This is a genomic window from Pedobacter sp. AK017 (assembly GCF_014200825.1).
GTDB classification, from domain to species: domain Bacteria; phylum Bacteroidota; class Bacteroidia; order Sphingobacteriales; family Sphingobacteriaceae; genus Pedobacter; species Pedobacter heparinus.
This window is the reverse complement of record NZ_JACHCW010000003.1, coordinates 319,125-340,468: the sequence shown is the minus strand read 5'-3', so window position 1 is coordinate 340,468 and position 21,344 is coordinate 319,125. Positions and strand designations below refer to the sequence as shown.

At 41.6% G+C, this 21,344-nt stretch carries 14 protein-coding genes; all 14 read right to left on the bottom strand.

Translation table 11 applies throughout. The features are described 5' to 3' along the window. Positions 1-12: 12 nt before the first annotated feature. The gene (locus tag HDC92_RS06405) at positions 13-1,380 is read right to left on the bottom strand and encodes a hypothetical protein (protein ID WP_238326469.1); all 1,368 of its coding nucleotides are present in this window, start codon (positions 1,378-1,380) and stop codon (positions 13-15) included. 66 nt (positions 1,381-1,446) lie between these two features. After that, positions 1,447-3,210, bottom strand: a complete 1,764-nt coding sequence (locus HDC92_RS06400; RefSeq protein WP_183873111.1) for a hypothetical protein — start codon at positions 3,208-3,210, stop codon at positions 1,447-1,449. Then, positions 3,210-4,928 carry an alpha-L-rhamnosidase C-terminal domain-containing protein gene (locus HDC92_RS06395; RefSeq protein ID WP_183873109.1) on the bottom strand — a complete coding sequence of 573 codons (1,719 nt, stop codon included), beginning with the start codon at positions 4,926-4,928 and terminating at the stop codon, positions 3,210-3,212. Before HDC92_RS06395 ends, HDC92_RS06400 begins: the two co-directional genes overlap by 1 nt. Before the next feature lie 6 nt (positions 4,929-4,934). Further along, positions 4,935-8,147: a glycosyl hydrolase gene (locus HDC92_RS06390; protein WP_183873107.1), complete on the bottom strand. Its 3,213-nt coding sequence runs from the start codon at positions 8,145-8,147 to the stop codon at positions 4,935-4,937. Positions 8,148-8,336: 189 nt separating this feature from the next. Further along, the gene (locus HDC92_RS06385; RefSeq protein ID WP_015808123.1) at positions 8,337-9,497 is read right to left on the bottom strand and encodes a glycoside hydrolase family 105 protein; all 1,161 of its coding nucleotides are present in this window, start codon (positions 9,495-9,497) and stop codon (positions 8,337-8,339) included. Positions 9,498-9,717: 220 nt separating this feature from the next. Further along, on the bottom strand, positions 9,718-11,175 hold the full coding sequence (locus HDC92_RS06380) for a sialate O-acetylesterase (protein ID WP_015808125.1): 1,458 nt from the start codon (positions 11,173-11,175) through the stop codon (positions 9,718-9,720). 14 nt (positions 11,176-11,189) lie between these two features. Beyond that, positions 11,190-12,509: a hypothetical protein gene (locus HDC92_RS06375; protein ID WP_183873105.1), complete on the bottom strand. Its 1,320-nt coding sequence runs from the start codon at positions 12,507-12,509 to the stop codon at positions 11,190-11,192. Positions 12,510-12,669: 160 nt separating this feature from the next. Then, positions 12,670-13,569, bottom strand: a complete 900-nt coding sequence (locus HDC92_RS06370) for an AraC family transcriptional regulator (protein ID WP_015808127.1) — start codon at positions 13,567-13,569, stop codon at positions 12,670-12,672. Positions 13,570-13,652: 83 nt separating this feature from the next. Beyond that, positions 13,653-15,068 carry a sugar MFS transporter gene (locus tag HDC92_RS06365; RefSeq protein ID WP_183873103.1) on the bottom strand — a complete coding sequence of 472 codons (1,416 nt, stop codon included), beginning with the start codon at positions 15,066-15,068 and terminating at the stop codon, positions 13,653-13,655. 21 nt (positions 15,069-15,089) lie between these two features. Continuing rightward, entirely contained in the window at positions 15,090-15,839 is a 750-nt protein-coding gene (locus HDC92_RS06360) for an SDR family NAD(P)-dependent oxidoreductase (RefSeq protein WP_036674529.1), read from the bottom strand. A 33-nt stretch (positions 15,840-15,872) separates the two neighbouring features. Then, positions 15,873-16,631: an SDR family NAD(P)-dependent oxidoreductase gene (locus tag HDC92_RS06355; protein WP_015808130.1), complete on the bottom strand. Its 759-nt coding sequence runs from the start codon at positions 16,629-16,631 to the stop codon at positions 15,873-15,875. A gap of 193 nt (positions 16,632-16,824) precedes the next feature. Next, entirely contained in the window at positions 16,825-17,712 is an 888-nt protein-coding gene (locus HDC92_RS06350; protein WP_183873101.1) for an SMP-30/gluconolactonase/LRE family protein, read from the bottom strand. A 6-nt stretch (positions 17,713-17,718) separates the two neighbouring features. Next, entirely contained in the window at positions 17,719-19,431 is a 1,713-nt protein-coding gene (locus HDC92_RS06345; RefSeq protein WP_183873099.1) for an IlvD/Edd family dehydratase, read from the bottom strand. Between the two features lie 511 nt (positions 19,432-19,942). Then, positions 19,943-21,313, bottom strand: coding sequence for a tRNA uridine-5-carboxymethylaminomethyl(34) synthesis GTPase MnmE (gene mnmE, locus HDC92_RS06340; RefSeq protein ID WP_183873097.1), 1,371 nt, complete (start codon positions 21,311-21,313; stop codon positions 19,943-19,945). Between the last annotated feature and the right edge of the window lie 31 nt (positions 21,314-21,344).

The window sequence follows — 21,344 nt, the reverse complement described above, 5'->3', positions numbered from 1 at the left end:
TTTGTTTTGTGCCTAATAGGCTCTATTCGTTGTCTTAAATTTTTTCTGGGCCATCAGCCATTTGGTGAGATAGGCTTGTGCCACATGAACCGCTACCCAAGCTTCTCTTCCCTTGTAGGTATCTTCTTTTGGTTCAATATAGGTCCGTTTGTCTTTACTCCGTTCCTGCATATCAAACACGCCTTGCGCATGGTATTTTTCCCAATATTCTCCATTGTAGGTTAGCCCTGTATCCAAGTTGAAGGCATTCATCTGACAGTCCATCAATGCAAAATGCATTTTGCGGTTTGTTCCCCAATCATTAACCTGTGGGTAATATATATCTTGCGAGTTAATCCTGTAAATACTCCCACCGGGCTTTTGGAAAGGTGGAGCTGCAAACTGATGTTCGACCATGGTTTTGTAGATTTGATCACAATTGAAAAGCGCCGCTTTAGGCGTTGGCTGTGATGCCAGGGCGAACATTAAAGCATTAAAAAACGAGTGAGCAGTGCAAGCCATGTAATCCGGGTGAATTCGACCGTGGTTGGTAACGGTCCCATCACTGTTATAATTTGATCCATTTAATAGATCATTTAACTTTTTGCCGTGAAAGATCTCCTCACTATTTGCATCCTGTGGGCGCGCGTTGGCAGATGCCAACAGTTCAATATTTTTATTCATCCAGAGACTAAAATTCGGATGTGTCGGCATCATTGCACATGCTACCTGAAGAATCATGGCATTCCAAGAGTTTTCTTCAGACTTACTATCATCTTTGGAGCCTAAAAGCTTTCCGTTTACGTCTCGCAAGTATGGAACTTTGTAGGTAATAAACCTGTTAGCCTCATACTCTACCATTTTGCTTAAGTAGGTCTGATTTTTAACAGAAAGGTCATCCCACATCATCCAGCCAGCGGCACCTGTATAGGCGGACCACAAGGCGCTTTGCCATTGGTCGCCCCAACCACCGGCCGAATTGGCCTTATGGCGAAAAGCTTGTGATGTGATCAATTTGACGGTAATCGCCACCGCTTTTTCTTTTTTAACCCCAGATTTCACCTCGTCGTAAACATTGGTTTTGAGCGCAACTGCCAATGCAAATGCCTCACTGCATCCTGCTCGGATATGGTGCTCACCATTACCGCCTAGATCAAGATACTCCGAGGTTTGGCTGGCATATTTAGTGCTATCAACATACCATGTTGTTAGTGCGTAAACATTAGTGTTGCGCAAAATATTTCGTTCCAGTAAAGACAGGTTATCTGCAGGATTATCTTTGTTAAATTTACTCCATCGTATGGGTTTTACCTGCGCGTTACAAATACTGGTAAAGAGTAACATGCAAAGAGCTAAGGTAACCTGTGTAGTTTGTTGGCGCATTAATGCAACTAAATTCATATTCATTACTTATTTATCCGTTTTTTGGTTTCATTGGTTTTGCGGTTAAGATAGACCACATCATCATTATTTTTTGATAAATCTGTAGGCGAATCGGCCATTCGGTGCCGAATCTCCTTTGTCTAACCAGTTCATTACATTTTCTTGTGCTGGGCTATTGTCTGACCATTTGAAGTCGAGCGTAAATTGCTGCCCCTTAATGCCAAGCATTTTCTTCGGCACCAACAATTCCAGCTCATTACCTTCACTATTCATTTTTATGTTTCCTTGTAAAAACCACTTACTTCCGTCGAAAAGCTGAAGGTCGGTAGCCAACTTACTTGTTGGTTTCGCGTTTACTAAAAAATTAAAGCCATTCCAATGGGGGTTCTCATTACCTTCGATAGCAACAAACAATTGCATCCAGTTTTTGTCGGTCCAGCTCGTCAAAGCGTCCTTAGTTTTTACATAAAAATAAACGTTTTCAGAATCGCAGGTGATACGTGATTCAATGATGTCATTTCTACCAGTTACATTGGTATATTCTTTAATTCGACCCCATCCTGGATGCTTGCGGTGAAATGTATCTCCCCGATCGTCCCTGAACACTGTTTCCACATTTCTCCAGTCGGAAAAATTTCCGTCAACCTTAATCTTATCTGTTTTATGGTTGGAAGTAACCGGTCGGCTGCCTTTGAATTTTCGAATGTTGGCAACCATTTGGTAGTAATAATTATCGTTAAAAGCGCCCATTACAGGTTCTGCATCCCGGCTGTATTCGTCATTGTAAAGGTCAACAAAAAAATTCTCTCCTTTTTGTATCGGCTTTCCCAAAAACTCTTCTGATGCTCCATTATTAAAGCGCATGGCGACCCATTCGTTCCATCCAGTGATGAAAACAAATTCTGGATCCACCTGTAGTGCACGTTTCCATTGCTCTTCAAAATACAAACCTCTTTCCGGATGCTTCTGCTCTGGCTCCTTCCCGTTATGGAAGCTCCTTCCAATATTAGTCGTTGGATGTTCTGCCACTGCTACACTAATCTGTTCCGGCTTGTCTTTACTTTCGTGCCAACCGTACGATTGGGGCGTATGGTCTAGCCAGGTCCATTTGTCCTTACCATCTTCAAACCAATCCTGGTCTTTACTCCATGCCCAGGATTGGCGTGAAGAGAAGAATGCGCGCATTTCTGGGGTTAGTGCTTCCGGTGGACAAAGCAACAAAGGCTTGCCTTTCCAGTAAAACCAAAAATCTTTGAAGAGTTCTTTTTTGTAAATTCGTTCATATAGATTGCTTACCGTGCGTTCAGGATTACTATTTACAATAAATGCAATTTTCGGGACAATTGATCCTTCGTCCTGCATTTTCCGGAAGGTTTCCACAATTTTAATCACCTGTGGCAAATAAATAGCCGCGTTGGTTACATCGAGAATAAGCACGTCTACCCCAGCATCTGCAAGCATCTGGCCATGCTTTCGGATTACCCACTCGTCATCAGAAAGGTAATAACCAAAATAGGGTTCGCCCCAGTAATGAAAAGCACCAACAGGCCCGTATTTAGGATTTGAAGGGTTTCTAATCAGCATCTCGCTGATGTTATAAGGGCTTGCGGTATCGGAAAGTTCCTTTGCTCTAACACTTTGTATAGCGTTGCTGCCAATGTTCCTGTCATAACCATGCGCGCCGTGCCAAATGAAATAAAAAACCCCCACATACTTGTCTTTTTTTAGGCCGTTACTTTCAGGTATTATCTTCCTGCCAAGAGCGTCAGTAGCGACCCACGTATCGGCCTGAGCATAGACAATAAGCCCTTGTATACAGGCAAACAAGATCAGCGAAAGCGTTTTCATCAGCGAATTATTTTGACTTGTTTAGGTCCGGTGATTTCTGAATGAATTTTTCCATTGGCAAGTTTGGTATGCTTTACTTTTACCACACCGTAGGGTGTAGGAAAAGTGCCCTCTGCAAATTTAAGGTCTCCCAGATGGGGTGTTATTTTAATGATTTTACTGCCCGGAGCCATCACCTTTATACCTAAAACATGTTCCGTAAGCCACGAGGTGGGTCCAGAAGCCCATCCATGACAAAGGCTATGCCGGAAACCCACGTAACAGTAGGCGCCGTAATCGCCATGAATGTCTATTTTACCGGCAGGCACGGGTTCGTCAATACGGGAAGCATTGGGGAGCCAATCCATGTTAAAGTCCTCCCAGAATGTAGTAGCACCAAGGTCTAACATTGCGCCCCAATATTCCCGGATAACGTCTATAGCACCCTGATAGTCTCCTGCTTTTGCTTTTGTCTCCAGCATGTAATAACCATAAAATGTAGAGAAATTTTTGGCCCCGCCTACCGAGAGCACTTCTTTGTTTGCTTTTTCGGCTGTTGTGATGCCTGCAATAGCCATTAACGCGGCTGCTTGTTTTGAGTTATTTACATCAGGAATGTATTTCTTCATTCGTGTAACGGTAAGATTGCAGAGGGCCTCGGTTTCCTTATCTCCCACTAAGACGCTTATTTTAGCAGCTGTAGCGAGTGACCATACGGTCATTGCCTGTAGACCTGCATGTATGCCTTTGGGGTTTTCGCTAGAGGGCCAGTCAAGGAAGCGCGTACCGTCCATATGCTCTTTGTTGTCGTTCCCCACCCTAGCCACAATTTGTTTCACTAATCCATTCAGATATGTCTTCTGCTCTTTTAGATATGCCAAATTGCCATTTTTCATATACCAATCATAGTGGATGATGATCCACCACATGGAGTAGGTACTAATCCCATTCATCCATCCTGGTAAGGGCGTAGTGTCTCTTGATAAATCTAAACTTTTAGGCACCACTTCATTATAGCCAAAGACAGCACTTAAAGTAGATACTTCAGGATGTAAATCTCCAACCCAAACCAGTCGGTCTCTTTTTATGCCGTCCCATAGATACTCTTGCATATTCAAATGCACTGTGTATGCCCCTGTTTGCCATATTTTATTCAAACGTTCATCACTGCTTTTAAAAGAACCGAGATAAGGGATGTCTCTGAAGGTATAAATTGCGCGAATTTCTTTCAATTGCAGTTCCGCATGCTCATCTTCAAGATCGATGCGAACGAAGCGAAAACCGCTTTCCCCAAATTGAATCTTTCCTAGCCATGGCACAAGTGCCCTAAAGTCACGGATCGCATGATCGTTCGTAGCGCCTTTTTCGCCTATGCTTGACATTGCTTCACTGGCAGATTCGCCATAGCGAATGTGGATATTGCGCGGTTTATTTCCACCGCCCCACATCCCTGTTACGATCTCTAAGCCACCATGTAGCTCTCTGCCGAAGTCAAGTAGTATACTCGCTTTTTCACCAGCCTTTTTGTTATTAAGAATAACGATATTCCTATTGGCGAGATCACCTTGGCCAATACCTGGCTTTAAGAGCTGTTCACTATTTCTAACATCACCGTTTTTCCACACAATTCTTACAGGTGTGATGTATTGACGGGTAAGAGGGCTTTTCTGCTGTGCATTTGCAAGCTGTACGGTTAGAAACAATACCAATAGACGGGGAATTAATTTATGGACAATCATTAAGTTTTAATATTTTATGGTTTTTACCACTACCTTGCCTGTTAAGCCTGAAGGCACGAGTTTACTATCTGGAGTGTAAGGATTATTATTGGTCCAAGTTTTACGTTTTGCTTCCGGTAACTTGCTGTCACCTACGAGGCGGTTAACCCAGTTGTTCACCACCGAAATATCTAATGTATTTACGCCGCTAATTATAGCGTCGGTAATGTCTACCCGCCATGGTGCGGTCCACATGCCGCCTACATCGGTGCCGTTTACCTTCACCTTGGCCATTACGCTAACTTCAGAAAAATACAGGTAAATTCTTTCTCCTTTAACTGGCTTTGTTGCCCTGAAGGAATTGCTGTAAACTGCCGTTCCTGCGTAATACTTGATACTTTCCTCAGGTCTCTTGGTCCAGTCTATCAAGGTGTCAAACATTACCGGCTTTTCAGGGCCTCTCATCTGGGAATTAAAAGTAACCTTCCATGGACCGTTAATTTCTTCAATTGTTTTAGCTTCAGGAAAATTAATTGCGCGGATGGGACTGGCCACAAGTGGATTCCTGAATACGACGAATATGCTTTGGAGTGGCTCAAGTGTTAGCGGAATAGTAGTACTACTGCCATTTGCAGATAACTCAGAGAGCACGCGGGTTTTACCCGTAACAGGATCCCACAACTCGGGCTGCATGTCCACCGAGCGGAATGTTGGCGAAAATGTGATTTGCTTCTCACTTTGATTGCTGATAAAATATAGCTCTGCCTGTGGACCTGATCTGTGGATAAACAACACAGGATCTGTGGTATTGGTCTTAAAATCGGGAAGGATGTTTAATGCATTTAACGCAAGCTTCATATCCATGCCAGACATAATAGTTCCCTTCCCAAGTTTGCGGGTTTTAATAGTTGTGCCGTTCACATTTCCCCAAAGTTCGGTTACCATGCGCTTCACCTTGGCATCTGCCTCAGGAAAATTTGCAAGACTGGGCGACCGCTCCGGTGCTGGACCAAGGATGTTTGCTCCCTGTGCTACCAGCTCTTTTATTTTGGCCAGTAACTCCGGTCTCATTGTTTTGAGTTTGGGTAATACCAATAATTTATAGCTCATTCCATCTGGCAATACCATTCGGCCGTCTTTTACTTTCATTCTGGTCTGGATTACTTCGGCGTTGATGTAATCAAATGAGTAGCCTGCTGGAAGTGCTGGATCGGTAATACCAGTCATCTTTGGCGCGTCCTCGCCGATAAAATAAGCCACATCGGCAACATACTTGCCTTGCTGCAACATAAAGTTGGTTCTCTTGAGGTAGCCTGTAAACAAGTCCATATAACTGAACCAGGTATTGTGTCGATTAAATTCGTTTCCAAAATTGGCGTTGATACCTGGTACTTTATCTTCTGATGGCTGCTGGATGAAAAGATGCAGCAGGGTGTTATTAATTCCCTCTGTAAAGAAGCGATCCCCCCTCTGCTTCATGATATATGGATAGCGCTGGTAGGGCTTGTCGCCTGCAGTAAATGATTCTGCTGATACTTTCGTTTTACCATAGATGTGCGCGGCAGAGGAAGCTGCACGATTTTCTATATTACCCAACTCGCCCTCGCTCCAAAATTCACCACCTATTTCGTCCGACTGACCACCATACTGCAAAAACTCGCCAGGAAAACCCCAGTGGCCATAGTTTTCCAACCACGTTGTAAGGCCATGTTTATGGCTAATATCTCGTAATCCGCCTACATAATCATAAGCTACCCTATCGGCAATAAACCGTCGTAAATCCCACAAGAAACGGTCTGATTGGTTCTGGTCGCCCACTACCTCTCCTTGTATTACAGGTAAGTATGGAAGCGGATCGTAATGGAAACTGGCTTTAAATTTCTCAATCATATCGTCAGTCCAATTCTGTCCACCGGTTTCGTAACTATCTTGCACGACGACTTTCCAGGTCTTGCGGTCAGCCGCAGGAATCCTTCTAAGCAGCTCACCCATAAACGCATCGAAATGATTGGCTACATGTTCCTTGCTCATCTTATCTATCTCTAGGCCGGTGCCTTCAGGGGATGCTGGTCCATTCTTAACCCCCGTAGGCAGCATTCCGGTACGCATAATGGTCCAATTACCTGCGGGTAAATCCCATTTTAGCTGTCCTTCAGCGTTCATAAATGTCGTGATATCTATCACTGTTTTTGGGTCTATCACAAGGCTGAGATCATCTATTAATGGCTGATCTGGCCACTGGTATTCATTCCAATACGGTAATGGACTTTGGAACATTTTAGCCAATGTTTTCTCAGTGTAGCTTTCTACTACAGGTGTTTGCGATAGGACTACCTCTGCAAGCCCGAAACCTCCTGACTTACCAAATACCAATCTGAAACTATGCCCAATTGTAGGCGGAATCGAAACAGCAACGGGACCATAAGGTTTAAATCCCACATGTAGATTGCTGTTCGTCCTATTTACGGAAAAAGTTTTAACGGATACATATTCCTTATTTTTCTTAACCTGCAACTCTACATTTACGTTTAGGCCTTTATGCGCTGGGTATACCACTAAACTCCTGGCCGTAAAACTTGAACTGGTTTCGAGATCAATCGTAATTGACTCAGTTGCAGGGATGTCTACCGTAGTGTTTTCTGAGCCATCAATAAGATTGTTAATGTTTTGAACTGAAATTGAACTGCTCAATTTGGGCTTGTGCACCGCAATCGAATTGCCATATGCTTTCGGTGTCTTATAAGCAATGACCCTTACATCCTGAAAATAGCCTTTTGGCTTTTCTAGTTGTACATTAAGCTGTTTAGGACCAACGAAGTTGGCCTTAGTAGACGCCAAGTAGCGCATGGCCTGCACTGGTTTTACCCAGGGACCACCGGATTGACTCCAGCCCGGACTGTTAAAAACACCAATCTCAATATTGAGGTTTGTAGCTGTCTTTAGTGCCGTATGCATAATGTCCCACCACTCGGCTGAAAATAGCTTCACCTTACCGTAAGGTGTAGTCTCGTAACCAATATTACCTATAAATGCACGATTGATACCCGCCGATTTCATCGCGTAGAGGTCTTTTACAACCCCATCCTTCGAAATATTGTCGGACATCCAATACCAGTACACGCTGGTTTGGATGGTATCTGGAGTTACCTTAAAGGATTGTTCCAGATTTTTCTGTGCAATGCAGGGAAAGCATACGATAGTGCTTAATACTAAGACTATACCAGTGGTTTTTAGATTCATTAATTGCAGTACTATATGTTTTCGAATAATTTTTTCAATAGCTTGTGGCAAAGCTTTGGTATGCCTGGCTATCTCAGGTCTTCGCAGACGAATGGACTGGAAGACTGGGATAGGCTTAAGAACTTTATTAAAACAGCAAAGATTTTAAGGCAGCTAACTAACGTCCCTCATTAATCTCAAAAGCTTGTTTTAAAAAATCTTATACAGCTCTGAACCTGCCAGCAAAAACGCACCCACCGCATACACCTCGGTACTGTTTGCTGCAATGTTAGTAGGCGCGCCAGCAATTTGCTGCACACTTCCCAACATGCCATTCGGCTCAACCGAACTGGTTAAGGCTATCCAAGCTTTTTTAACGATAGGCAAATATTCAGTTTTGTTGAGCATGCCGTTATTTATTCCCCAGGCCATTACGTAACAATAAAAGCCCGTTCCACTGGTTTCTTTAGTTGGATAGCTGTCCGGATCTAACAAGGATGTCCTCCAGCTGCCATCAGCCTGTTGTATGGAGGCGATCTTTGTGGTCATTTCTTTGTAAAGACTTATAAATTTAGGCCTATCTGGATGTTTTTTTGGCAGGTTGTCTAGCATACGGACCAATCCGCCCAATACCCATCCATTGCCTCTGGACCAAAACACCTTTTTCCCATTTTTTTCAACTTTATTGATAAATCGGCTGTCCCTCGAAAAGAGGTGTTCATTTTTGTCGTACAGGAATTCGGTGGTTTTCCACCATAATTTACATGCCTTATTGAGGTAGCTGGGATCTTTTGTAGCGGTCGACAGGTAGGCCAGTGAGGTTGGCGCCATAAAAAGCGCATCACACCAGGCCCATTCTCGAGACTTGATTCTAGGTGCCCATTCAAGTGATTCATAAGAAGGCGCAGCGACAATGCTATCCGCTAGTGCCCTGAATGGTTTAACCATTTTTTCATCCTTATAGTTTTGATAAAGCTGCACATACGTTTGGGCAATGCAGTAGTCATCGGCCATGAAACGGTCGGGGCCAGTATTCCAGTTCAATTCGTTGCCTATCTCGATCAGCATGTTAGAATAAGCCTGCTTTTTGCTGATCCGGCTAAGCGCGAAGAGCCCAGTATAGCCCGTGGCGTTAGTCCAATCGTATTTTTTAAATTTAAAGCCTTTGGTATTCCAGGTGTTCAGCTGCCAATCTGCCACGCGCTCCATTATTTTCAAGGTGGCTTTTTTATTGAATAAAGTGTCTTTTGAGATAGTTCGGCCAGTAACGTTTGGAGAGGCTGATAATGGAACGTTTGGCGTTGTGGTAAGGACAAGGGCAGCAAATAGCGCACAAAGGTTAAAATAGTTTAAAAGAATTCTCTTTTTCATCGCTCTGTATTGTAAAAATATGAATATGTGGTTCTATAGTAAGTCTTATCGGTTAGCCTGCATTTTGCTGTTGCATAATGCATTTGGTAGATAAATTCCACCTGCAAATCTGGCAACCCATTCTTCATGAACAGCATAGGTATCTTCAATTTTCGCTTCATACATGTGAACGTCTTCGTAGGCTTAATGATGCTCATTCCATCCTTATAAATATTCTTCATTATTTTTTGTTGACGGTAATTCCCGGCCAATCATCTGTACGGAAAGGCGATGCAGGCAAACCTGCATCATTGATCAAATTGCAAACGGGATTGTTTGCCCAGGCATAGCGAACTGCAACAGGATTTTTAACTTCTTTTGAAGAGACAATTACGCTATTCCCAATAATTTTGGCATCTGCCCAATAGAATTTTTTGTCGGCCCCAGCTATTGCGAAACCCATGGGCGCATTCCCATTACTTGTTTTTAAAGCTACACTAGATGGTTTGAAATTGACCGTTATGATGTTGCCGGCAACCTTATAAGATTTGTACATTGGGCCTTCAGCTACCACATCTTCCTTATAAACCTTTTTTAGGGCCACCAAGGCTAGGCGCTTGCCTACATCTTGTTTGTTTTTAGGATGAATATCTGCTGTTTCGCCAATGTCTATGGTCACTGCCATTCCTGTATTCTTTAAATTCAATGCCATCGCTTGCGCTTCTCTTAACTCTGCCCAGGCTGCATCCGCTGGCTGTGGATTAATGGCTTGAAAACTAGCGAGCTGTACAAAAAGGAATGGCAATTGAGGCCTATTGAATTTTGCCCTCCAATTGTTAATCATCAAAGGAAACAGTTCCCGATATTGATAGGCTCTCGAAGCATTACTTTCCCCTTGATACCAAATTACGCCTTTAATACCTACAGGCAAAAAGGGATTGATCATGCCATTAAACAATAAAGTAGGCTTATGGGGATTCGTTAATCTTGTTGTTTCGGGCATAGCCTGAAATTTTTTGACCGTATCAGCAAAGATATCTACTTTGCCAATGGCTTCAGCGCTCGTCCACGCTTCGACAAGCGTTCCTCCCCAAGTGGCATCAATTAGGCCAATGGCTATGTCTTTGTCTTGAATAAGTTTTCTGGCAAAAAAATAGGCCGTTGCAGAGAAGTTTGCTATGGTTGATGGAGAACACTCCTGCCAGCCCTTGGTATTGGATTTAAAATCTTTTTGAGGCTGACTACTGATTGCCTTTTTAACTTGTATAATCCTAATATTCGGATATTTGGCATTTGCAATTTCGTTTTCGTAATCTTTAATTTTACCCCATCCTGCTAAAGGCATTTCCATATTCGATTGTCCGGAGCATAACCAGACCTCTCCGATCATGACGTTCTTTAATTTAAGCAATTCGCCATCATTGAAAGTAATGTTATATGGTCCACCAGCAGCTGGAGTTTTGATCTTTATCCTCCAATTTCCATCGGCATCAATGTCAGTGGTATAGGTTTTATTGTTCCATGAGGGCGTAATCATGATTTTCTTACCACGCGCTGCCTTGCCCCAAAAAGTGGTTTCGTCTTTTTGTTGCAACACCATATTGTCGGTAATTACGTCTGGTAATACAATAAATGCGTGCGCATTAAGTGCACAGGAGAGCGTGATGAGCAGGAGGTACAATGATTTTAATTTGTTCATAATTAAAAATGATTTTATGGCGTCAGTGTTCCTGTTAGCTGCATTTGGGTTTTACCCATCCATATATCGGAATTCCAAATATCTGCATTGCCAGATCCAACTGCTGCCGAAGATACATACAACATGTTGTAATTATTAGCCGCGCCTTCTGGCGGTAGTTGTCCCGTTCCATCTACAGTAGAGAAGCCAAGAAAGTAGTTGTTTAATGTTGGATGACCAACCAGTTTTAATGTAGCTGAACCGAAGCCCCATATTAGCCCGTCGCTTGAGAACTGAAAGGACGGCACCAAATGGCCATTGTCGCTCGCCATCGTGATGCGAAAGTATAGACGGGCAGTTCCACCACCGCTTTTTGGGACATCTGTATATCCTATCTGATTTCCTAACTGAGCCATTCCGGAGCAGGCTTCCCTCGTAGGCCAGTCAAAAGTCCCGGGATCAGCAGATCGTATGCGTACATGTCCTTGGTTAACTCCATTGTTTTGCCAGAATACATACATTACCCATGGTTTATCAGTTCCAGGTTCGTAGATCATTTCCTGATGAGTGAGTTTGATTTGGCGACGGGTAGCAGCTGGTAAATTATATACCACACCACGGTTTACGCCACCAGGGAAAACTTTCTGCCATTGGGAACCACCATTAACACTGGTATGTAGGCGAATCCTGTCTGCAGGGCTGGGACCTGCGACTTCTGTTGCAGGAAAATCTATATAGTCTCCAGGACGGATCTCTACCTGAGAAAATAAGTAGTAGAGGCCTCCCACACGGATACACTCAGGTTCCAAGAAATTGCCACTGTCCCAGATATGGGGATCATATCCCACATCTTCGGGCTGGCGCCAAAATGCCGAGGGATGAACCGTTGCTGTTGGATTCAAAGCCGGCTCAACATACGATGCTGTTGAATTCCAGTTGGCAAGGCTTCCGCCTCCAGTCTTGATCACTCTGCGTGAAAATATATTGTCGCCATCGGAGTATGCATCTAGATAACGTCCTCCATGATAGAGTCTGTACTGCGTAGTTGATTGATCTAACATCATAAATCCAGAATAATCATAGTAATTGGCAGCACCCCTGCCTGAGTTCACTGTGCCTACTGCATAGTTTTGATGAAAGGTAATAGTTATGCCTTTATAAACGGTAGACAAGACTGTAGCGGCAGTAGTAACATCGTCTACCTGTGCGCTGTTTTCTACGGGTTTACTGCCTTCAAGATCAGCTTTAGCATGATCTCCAGACAACTTGGCTTCTTTTGTACAACTGGAACTAGCCATCGATACCATAACGGCCAAAAGACACCAATGTAATGGATTAACTTCTCTAATTTTCATAATATATTTGGTTAGTGGAAAATTCTTTTGGATAGTCAAAAATTACCAATCCGAAAATACACTAGATAATCAAATGAAAAAAATACATGGTTTGCGTGAACTGATACTATATTTACGCTTTTAATAAAGAGGTAATTAGGCTTGTTAGGTTAAGCCAAAATTATTGTGCTGCTTCCACTGCTGTGTTTTCCTGTTCCGAGTAAGCAAAAGCTTTTCTGTACTCCAAGGGCGTTTGGCCCATAATTTCCTTAAACTGCCTGTTAAAATAGGAAATATTGTTAAATCCGCATTCGAAACAGATGTTGGCTATGCTTATATTCTCCTTAAAAAGTAAGCTGGTCGCATGCGATACCCGTACATAATTTACAAACTGCGAGAATGTTTTTTCCGTTCTCCGTTTGAAATATCTACAAAAGGCGGCCTCATTTAAGCAGGCTAGAGAAGCGGCTGTTTTACTATCTAGGTTATTTTTAAAATTTTCGACTACATAGTTTACCACTGATTCGAGTTTCCTTGAGTCATTGTAATTCAAAGATGGTTTTATGGTGGATGAATTGATGAAATAAAAGCTTTCTTTTTTCAGGTTTGACAAATTGTTTAACATGTTTAATAAGATCAAGAGGCTATCCATTCCCTTACTGCTAACCAATTTGTGAAAGGCAGACTTTACATTGTCCGGACTGTTTGAAATTTTAATTCCGTAAACCGATTTGTCCAGCATGTCCTTAATCTTAGTGAGTTCTCCTTTGCTGAAGAAATCCTTGCCCAAAAAATCCTCTTTAAAAAAAGCAACGATCGCGTGAGCAGTTTGGCCCGATCGGATGAATTCTTTATCGTTATAAAAACAATGCGCAAAGCCAGATCCAAGCAGGTAAATTTCACCTTCATTAAAGTGAACAATGTTATTGGCAGAATAAAGCTTACCAAAGCTTTTAGCGATATAGATAAGTTCATAAGAGTCATGAAAATGAAAAGGAGACGTAAAGTGAGGTTGTAAATACTCCTTTATCGTGAAGCTCATGTCTATAAGCGAAGCTTGGTGCTGAAAGGTCATTTTCATATTCTCGTATTGTTAGCCATCGATATTTAGGCTTTTAATATAGTAAATATTGTATTAGAAATCGAAAACAACTTGTTTAAAACCTATAGAATGATGTCTGTTTTATAACCCTTCATCCCATAGAAAAGCACGTAAACATAACAAAGGATTGGTAGCGTAAATGAAAGCTGAAGATTATTACTGATATCCGCAAAATATCCCTGCAAGGGAGGTACAATTGCGCCACCTACGCAAGCCATAATTAGCAATGAAGCGCCCTGACTAGTATAACTACCCAATCCTTTAACAGCCAAGGCAAATATAGTAGGAAACATGATCGAATTAAAAAAACCAATTGCGATGATAGACCAAAGGGCAATTTGTCCATTTGTAAAAGCTACCATTAATAAAAGAAGAATTATTGCTGCTGCAAAATAACTTAAGGTTGTTTGAGATTTGAAATTAGCTAGGCGGAAAATAGCAGCATTAAAAAGAACAAGACAACACATGACCGCTGCAAGTTGAAAATTATATAAAGTATAGACGGTTATAAATACAGCAATACTAATTAAAAACATAAGGCCATATTTGTAGCTGTTACGTTCGAAATTGCCCAATGCAATGGCACCCAAAAAGCGGCCTATCATTGCGCCACCCCAGAAAAAGGCCAGGTAAGTTTTGGCCGTTTCTGCCTCAAAACCGCCAATTGCCGGTAATTTTAAAAAGCTCATAAAATTACTGCCTATCGTTACCTCCCCACCTACATAGGCAAAAATACAAATTACACCAAGTATGAGGTGACGATGTTTTAAAGAACCAGCATGGTTAATATGTACATGATCCTTAACAATACGAGGAAGCTTAGTTGTTTTGATCATAATTGCAATGAGGATCAGTGCAGCGGCTAAAGCAATATATGGAAGCTTCACAGAATCTGCGTTTGTACCTTCTACCGCTTCGGTAATAGTCCCAAAAATTAAATAACCACCAAGAATTGGTGCTATTGTTGTTCCTAAAGAGTTGAAAGCTTGTGTAAGATTTAAGCGTGCAGAAGCAGTTTCTGGCGATCCCAAAATGGTGACATAAGGATTGGAAGCAATTTGCAAAATGGCGGTTCCTGATGCTAAAACAAACAAGGCCCCTAAAAAAAAGCCGTAGCTCTTATATGCTGCCGCAGGATAAAATAGTGAGGCACCTAAAGCACAAACAAAAAGTCCTGCAATAATCCCATTTTTGTAACCAATTTTCATGATCGGATCTTCTCGGGTAACCGAAAGTACAAAATAGGCCAGTGAGATGATAAAGTATGCTCCGAAAAACGAAGTTTGTACCAACATAGCCTGCCAGTGAAGCAGCGTAAAAACTGTCATCAGTTTAGGGATGAGCACATCATTCATGCTCACAATAAAACCCCAGATAAAGAACAGCGTGGTAAGAATAACTAAGGAGAAAGTATGATTCTTTGCCGAACTTTTGTTACGTTCCAACTGCGTTGTGGATGAAGTAAATGGTGCTGACATATTTTTGTTTTAAACTTGTGATTAAAAAGTGATGGTTAAACCTCCGTCTACCGTTAAAACAGAACCTGTTATGTAAGAAGCATCGGGCCCTGCAAGAAAATAGACTACTCCGGCAACTTCCTCAGGCTCACCCGCACGCTTTAAAGGCAAGTGATGAGAATCAATATAATTGTCTTTAAACCACTTAGTTTCCAATTCACTCTTTCCATCAGCTTTTACAGACATAGGTGTATTAATAAAGCCGGGAGCAATGGTATTGGCTAATATATTTCTAGAAGCTAATTCGAGGGAAAGGGATCTGGTAAATTGGGTAATTGCGGCCTTAGCCATGCCATAGGCAGAACTACCATGTTCTACCCGTTCATGATGGATAGAAGTAATGTGAATAATGCGGCCTCCATTTTTTATTAGTGAAACTAATGCTCTGCAACTTTTTACAGTACCATATAACATGGTCTGAATTGAATCGTCCCAGTTGTCAAACTCCGAAATAAGGGAATCACTGGCTGCAGAAATTCCCACACTGTTTATGAGCACGTCAAAATCTCCAAAAACTTCGGTCACAGTTTTACGAAGTTGCGCTATATGCTTCTCGTTTCTCACATCAACCTCACAAGCCATATGGCCTTGTCCTTCCAGCGCGTCAATTACACCGCGAGCTTTTTTAAGGTTAGATGATCCAATTATAACAGTCCATCCCTCTCTGGCAAACCTTTCTGCGGTAGCCTTTCCGATACCGGAAGAACCGCCCAAAATAATTGCCTTTTTCATTATAGATGATTGATTTTCTCTTTTCATATAGAATTAATACGTTGCCCTACCCCCAGAGATATCAAACACAAAACCTGTAGTAAAACTTGCTTCTTCAGAAACTATCCACGTCGAAATGGAAGACACCTCCTCTACGGTACCGAGCCTGTTCATAGGGATTTTACTGATCATGTATGCCAGCTGTTCAGGCGATGTTTCGTTGTTCATTGCAGTGCCAATGACTGCTGGTGCTAGGCCATTGATTGTGATTTTGGTACCGGCATACTCTTTACCAATTCCTTTAACCAAACCGATTACCCCTGCCTTCATGGATGAATATCCCGCCATAAATGGGTTGCCTTCTTTGCCCGCAATTGATGCGATTAATAATATCCGCCCATAATCATTCTTCTCCATTACCTTAATCGCATATTTGACCATTAAAAAACTACCACGTAAGTTAATGGCATAAACTCTATCATAGGCATGCACAGGGTAATCCGTTATTTTAGTACTTGTAGGGCCTACAATACCGGCTGAATTAATCATTACGTCAATTTTACTATATAATTCTTCAACCTTTTCAAATGCAGCTTTCACCGCGTTTTCATCAGAAATATCTACGGCATAACTATCTGCCGTAAAATTCAACGCTCTGAATTCGGCCACAACATCTTGCAATAAAGCTTTATTAATATCAAAAAGAATTACCGTGCCTCCTTCTGCTGCAATCCTGTGGGCAATACCCTTACCGATTCCAGCGGCTCCGCCAGATACAACGGCCACCTGGTTCTCAAACCTGTTATTCATCATTTTATATTTGGTAAATTAAATCTATTTGTTTAGCATTCCTAAAGTATGCTCAGTTTTCAGGTAATCAAAATACCCTATTTGCCGTTTTCAATACACTATTTACAAGTGCAAGGATTGTTACAACTAAATCAAGAATACATGGCTTTTCGCTATCAGGCTATCCAAACCGGATAAGTTTCCTATGTATATATAATTAATAGTTAAATTCGATAGCAGGTAAGCCTTTGAAAGAACTATTCCTGATTACAAAAATGGCCCCAGCCTCGGGTTGCTTTTTTAAATCAGATGTGCTGAGCCCGGTTCTTGCTGAAGTAACATATAAATCATTTAGATTTTTACCACCAAAGGTGCATGAAGTTACTCTGGCAACCGGCATAGGAATGCTCAACAATTTTTCACCATTTATAGGATCCCAACGTGTTATTTGCCACCCATCCCAATGGGCTACCCAAAGCATACCTTCATTGTCAATGGTCATTCCATCAGGGTATCCATCTTTTTCCGAAACTTTGATCACCACTTTCCTATTCGTTATAGTGCCTGTACTGCTATCATAATCATAAGAAACGATTTCGAAAGTAGGCGTATCAATGTAGTACAATGTCTTTTTGTCACCGCTCCAAGCCAGACCGTTGGATATAGAAACCTCTGTGATTTTTTTATCTATCTTTAATTTTTCGTCCAGTGCATACACGCTGCCTTTTTTCTCCTCATCTGTAAGCGACATGGTTCCAACCCAAAACCTTCCTTCTGGGTCACATTTCCCCTCATTAAACCGATTAAAAGGTAAGTGAGTTTCCGGATTTGAAATGAATTTTATCTCAGCGGTTTTCCTGTCGATAAAACTTATTCCACTTCTTAGCGCCGCTATAAAATTTCCATCTTTACAAAGCGCCATTGATCCGGTCAATGGAGGTACAGCCAGTTTGACATGTGTGCTATCTACTGGGCTATATTGATGGATTTCTCCCCTAAGGATATCTATCCAACAAATTACTTGTTTCTTCACATCCCAAACAGGACATTCTCCCAGCTGGCACCTATGCTTTGAAACTATATCTATTTGAAAAGGTGCTCGCATATCACCTTAATGAGAATCCCTTAATATTGCACTGCCAGATTTACCCCGCAAAATATCCAGGTCTGCTCCTAAGTGTGCTTGCTGTACATGATCTACATATAAACGTACATATCCCCTGTCGGCATGCTCAATCGCAGTCGCTTTATTTTCTTTCCGCTGGTTTATTTCTTCCTCACTTAACTGCACATTTAAGCTCCTGTTTGCCACATCAAGTACAATGACATCGCCATTTTGAATGATCCCTAATGTACCTCCTGCAGCCGATTCTGGTGAGACATGGAGCACAACAGTACCAAAAGCTGTTCCGCTCATTCTCCCATCAGAAATACGTACCATATCCGTTACGCCTTCAGCCAGTAGCTTTTTAGGGATGCCCATATTTCCTACTTCTGGCATACCGGGATAGCCTTTTGGCCCTACATTTTTTAATACTAGAACACTGTCTTTGTCTACTTCCAAATCTGGGTCATCAATACGGGCCTTATAATCTTCAATATTTTCGAATACCACAGCCTTACCCACATGTTGCATCAAACTGGCACTTGCACAGGCAGGTTTCATCACAGCACCATCTTCACAAACATTACCTTTTAATACAATAACGCCCGAGATGGGATTAAACGGATCAGACAAGGTAGAGATCACCTCTCTGTTGTAGCAAACCCCTTTCGCTGCATTTTCTCCAATAGTTCGGCCGTTTACGGTTATACAATCTGTGTGAAGTTCCTTTCTTAATTCTTGTAATACCGCAGGCAATCCGCCTGCATAGTATAAGTCTTCCATAAAATAGCGTCCCGATGGTTGCAAATTAACCATCAAAGGAATTTTAGCAAGCAAATCAAAATCTTCCAAGCTAAGATCAACACCAATACGCCCGGCAATTGCCAGCAAATGAATTACAAAATTGGTAGATCCGCTTATAGCAGCATTAACCATAATTGCATTTTCAAATGCTTTTTTCGTTAGGATATTTGATAATTTCAAATCTTCCTTCACCATTTCAACGATTCTCATACCAGATAAATGCGCTAAAACTTTACGACGCGAATCGGCTGCAGGGATCGCTGCATTATGTGGTAAAGACAAACCCAAAGATTCTACCATGCAGGCCATTGTTGAGGCTGTGCCCATTACGGCGCAGCTTCCGTTGCTCCGGCACATGCCAGCTTCAGCCATTTCTAAGTCTTCCATGTTCATCGTTCCAGATCGGCTGGCCTCACTAAACCTCCAAACATCAGAGGTTCCAATATCAGCCCCTTTGTATTTCCCGGTAAGCATGGGGCCTCCCGAAACCACAATAGAAGGAAGATCTACACTGCAAGCGCCCATTACTAAGGAAGGAGTCGTTTTATCGCAACCACAAAGTAGTACCACACCATCTAAGGGATTGGCACGGATAGATTCCTCTACATCCATACTTGCCAAATTCCGGTATAACATGGCTGTAGGTTTCATCAATGTTTCGCCCAATGACAATACCGGAAACTCTACAGGGAAACCTCCTGCTTCGTAAATTCCATGTTTTACAGATGCTGCCAGTTCACGCAGATGTCCGTTACATGGTGTTAGTTCAGACCAAGTATTACAGATTCCAATGACAGGTTTACCTTCAAATTGATGTGCCGGTACACCCTGATTTTTCATCCATGCACGATAAATTAACCCGTCTTTGCCCTTACGGCCAAACCAGTCTCGACTTCTAAGTTTTAATTCTGTCATTATAAAATTATAATAGCTTTGGATTCATTAATGCATCAACACATAAAAAATTCACTTACAAATCCGGTCAAAAATCCGCTCAATGCAATAATTTTTTCCTTGGTCATACAAATGTGATGTTACATTGCTCACAAATGATTATAAATTTGACTTCAAAGTCTCGTTGATTTTCAAATGTACAAGTGTCCCAAGTATATCAAAGACACAAATTTTGCTACTTCCTACACATTATTTACATGGGATTTTATGGCAATAGTAAACCGACTTTGTAATAAAGATGATAATTCTCTTTCGGATAATTACACTATCCGTTAGTGTACCTAACTGAACTTAAGGGTAAATAAGTGAAGTAATTTCCCCCTGTGATTTTGCACTTGTGAAAAATTCAAAAAAAGGGACAAACGGGGGACAAAATCGGTCAAAAAGGGACGAAATACGATTCAACAAAAAATCGTTTAATAATTGATTATAAGCAGTTTAATATTGTTTTTATTTGTGGTGTTTTGTGGGTTTACTTGCCAATACAGAACTTACTGAAGATATTTTCCAACAGGTCATCCGTAGATACAACTCCTGTAATGAGCCCTAGATAATGGAGCGCCTGTTTAATATCCATAGCCAAAAAATCAGATGTTACAGGGTTACGCAAACCTTCAGCTACATTATTTAAAGCAGCACGGGTCTTTTCCAAAGCCTCAACATGCCTGATATTGGTAACCATCGTATGGTTATCTGAAAGCTTATCTCCTACTGCAATTTCATACAACAATTGTTTAAAGTCTTCAATATTTTGATGCTCCTTAGCAGAAATAGAAATAAAGCTGATATCAGAAGGCAATTTCAGTTCCTTTAACCGGTCGCTGTAAGAAAGATCCATTTTGTTTGCAACGGCAATAAACGCAATTCCGGGTTTATGTAAACTTAAAATATCATCCCTTACTTCTGTAGCAGAAATATTTACTACGTCAAACAAATAAACCAATACAGCCGACTGACTAATTTTTTGCATGGTTTTTTCTACTCCAATAACCTCAATCGCATCAGTTGCCTCACGGATACCTGCTGTATCTATCAGTCTGAAATTGATGCCATTAATGTTAAGCAGCTCCTCTATCGTATCCCGTGTAGTACCGGCAATTTCACTTACAATAGCCCTGTCTTCATTTAACAGAGCATTTAATAATGTTGATTTACCTGCATTTGGACGGCCGGCAATCACAGTATTGATGCCCATTTTTATAACATTACCCAGTTCAAAAGAGCGTATAAGCTTATTTAGTACCAGGGTTATTTTATTGATCAGTTCCTGTAGCTGCCCCCTGTTGGCAAACTCAACATCCTCTTCAGCAAAATCAAGCTCAAGTTCAATCATCGAAGCAAAATGGATCAGCTGTTCCCTCAGCACATTTAATTCTGTGCTAAAACCACCCCTTAACTGGTTCATAGCTACACTATGAGCAGCGGCTGAATCTGAAGATATCAGATCAGCAACAGCCTCTGCCTGAGAAAGATCAAGCCCTCCATTTAAAAAGGCCCTTAACGTAAATTCCCCTGGCTTAGCTGCTGAAGCCCCTTTTCTGATGAGCAAATTAATGATCTGCTGAATGATATAATTTGAACCATGACAGGAAATCTCTACTACATTTTCTTTAGTATAAGATTTAGGAGCCACAAACAAACTTACAAGCACCTCATCTATAACGATATCACCATCTTTAATTAAACCAAAATGTATTGTATGTGATGCCTGGGCAAGCAAGTTTTTGCCACTAAAAACCGAATTGGTAATGGCAATAGCATCTTTTCCCGAAAGGCGGATTACTCCTATAGCACCCAGTCCGGGTGGGGTAGACAAAGCAACTATAGTCTCATTTGTAATCATGGTCAATGTTCGTTAAGTTTGATTTCTGGCA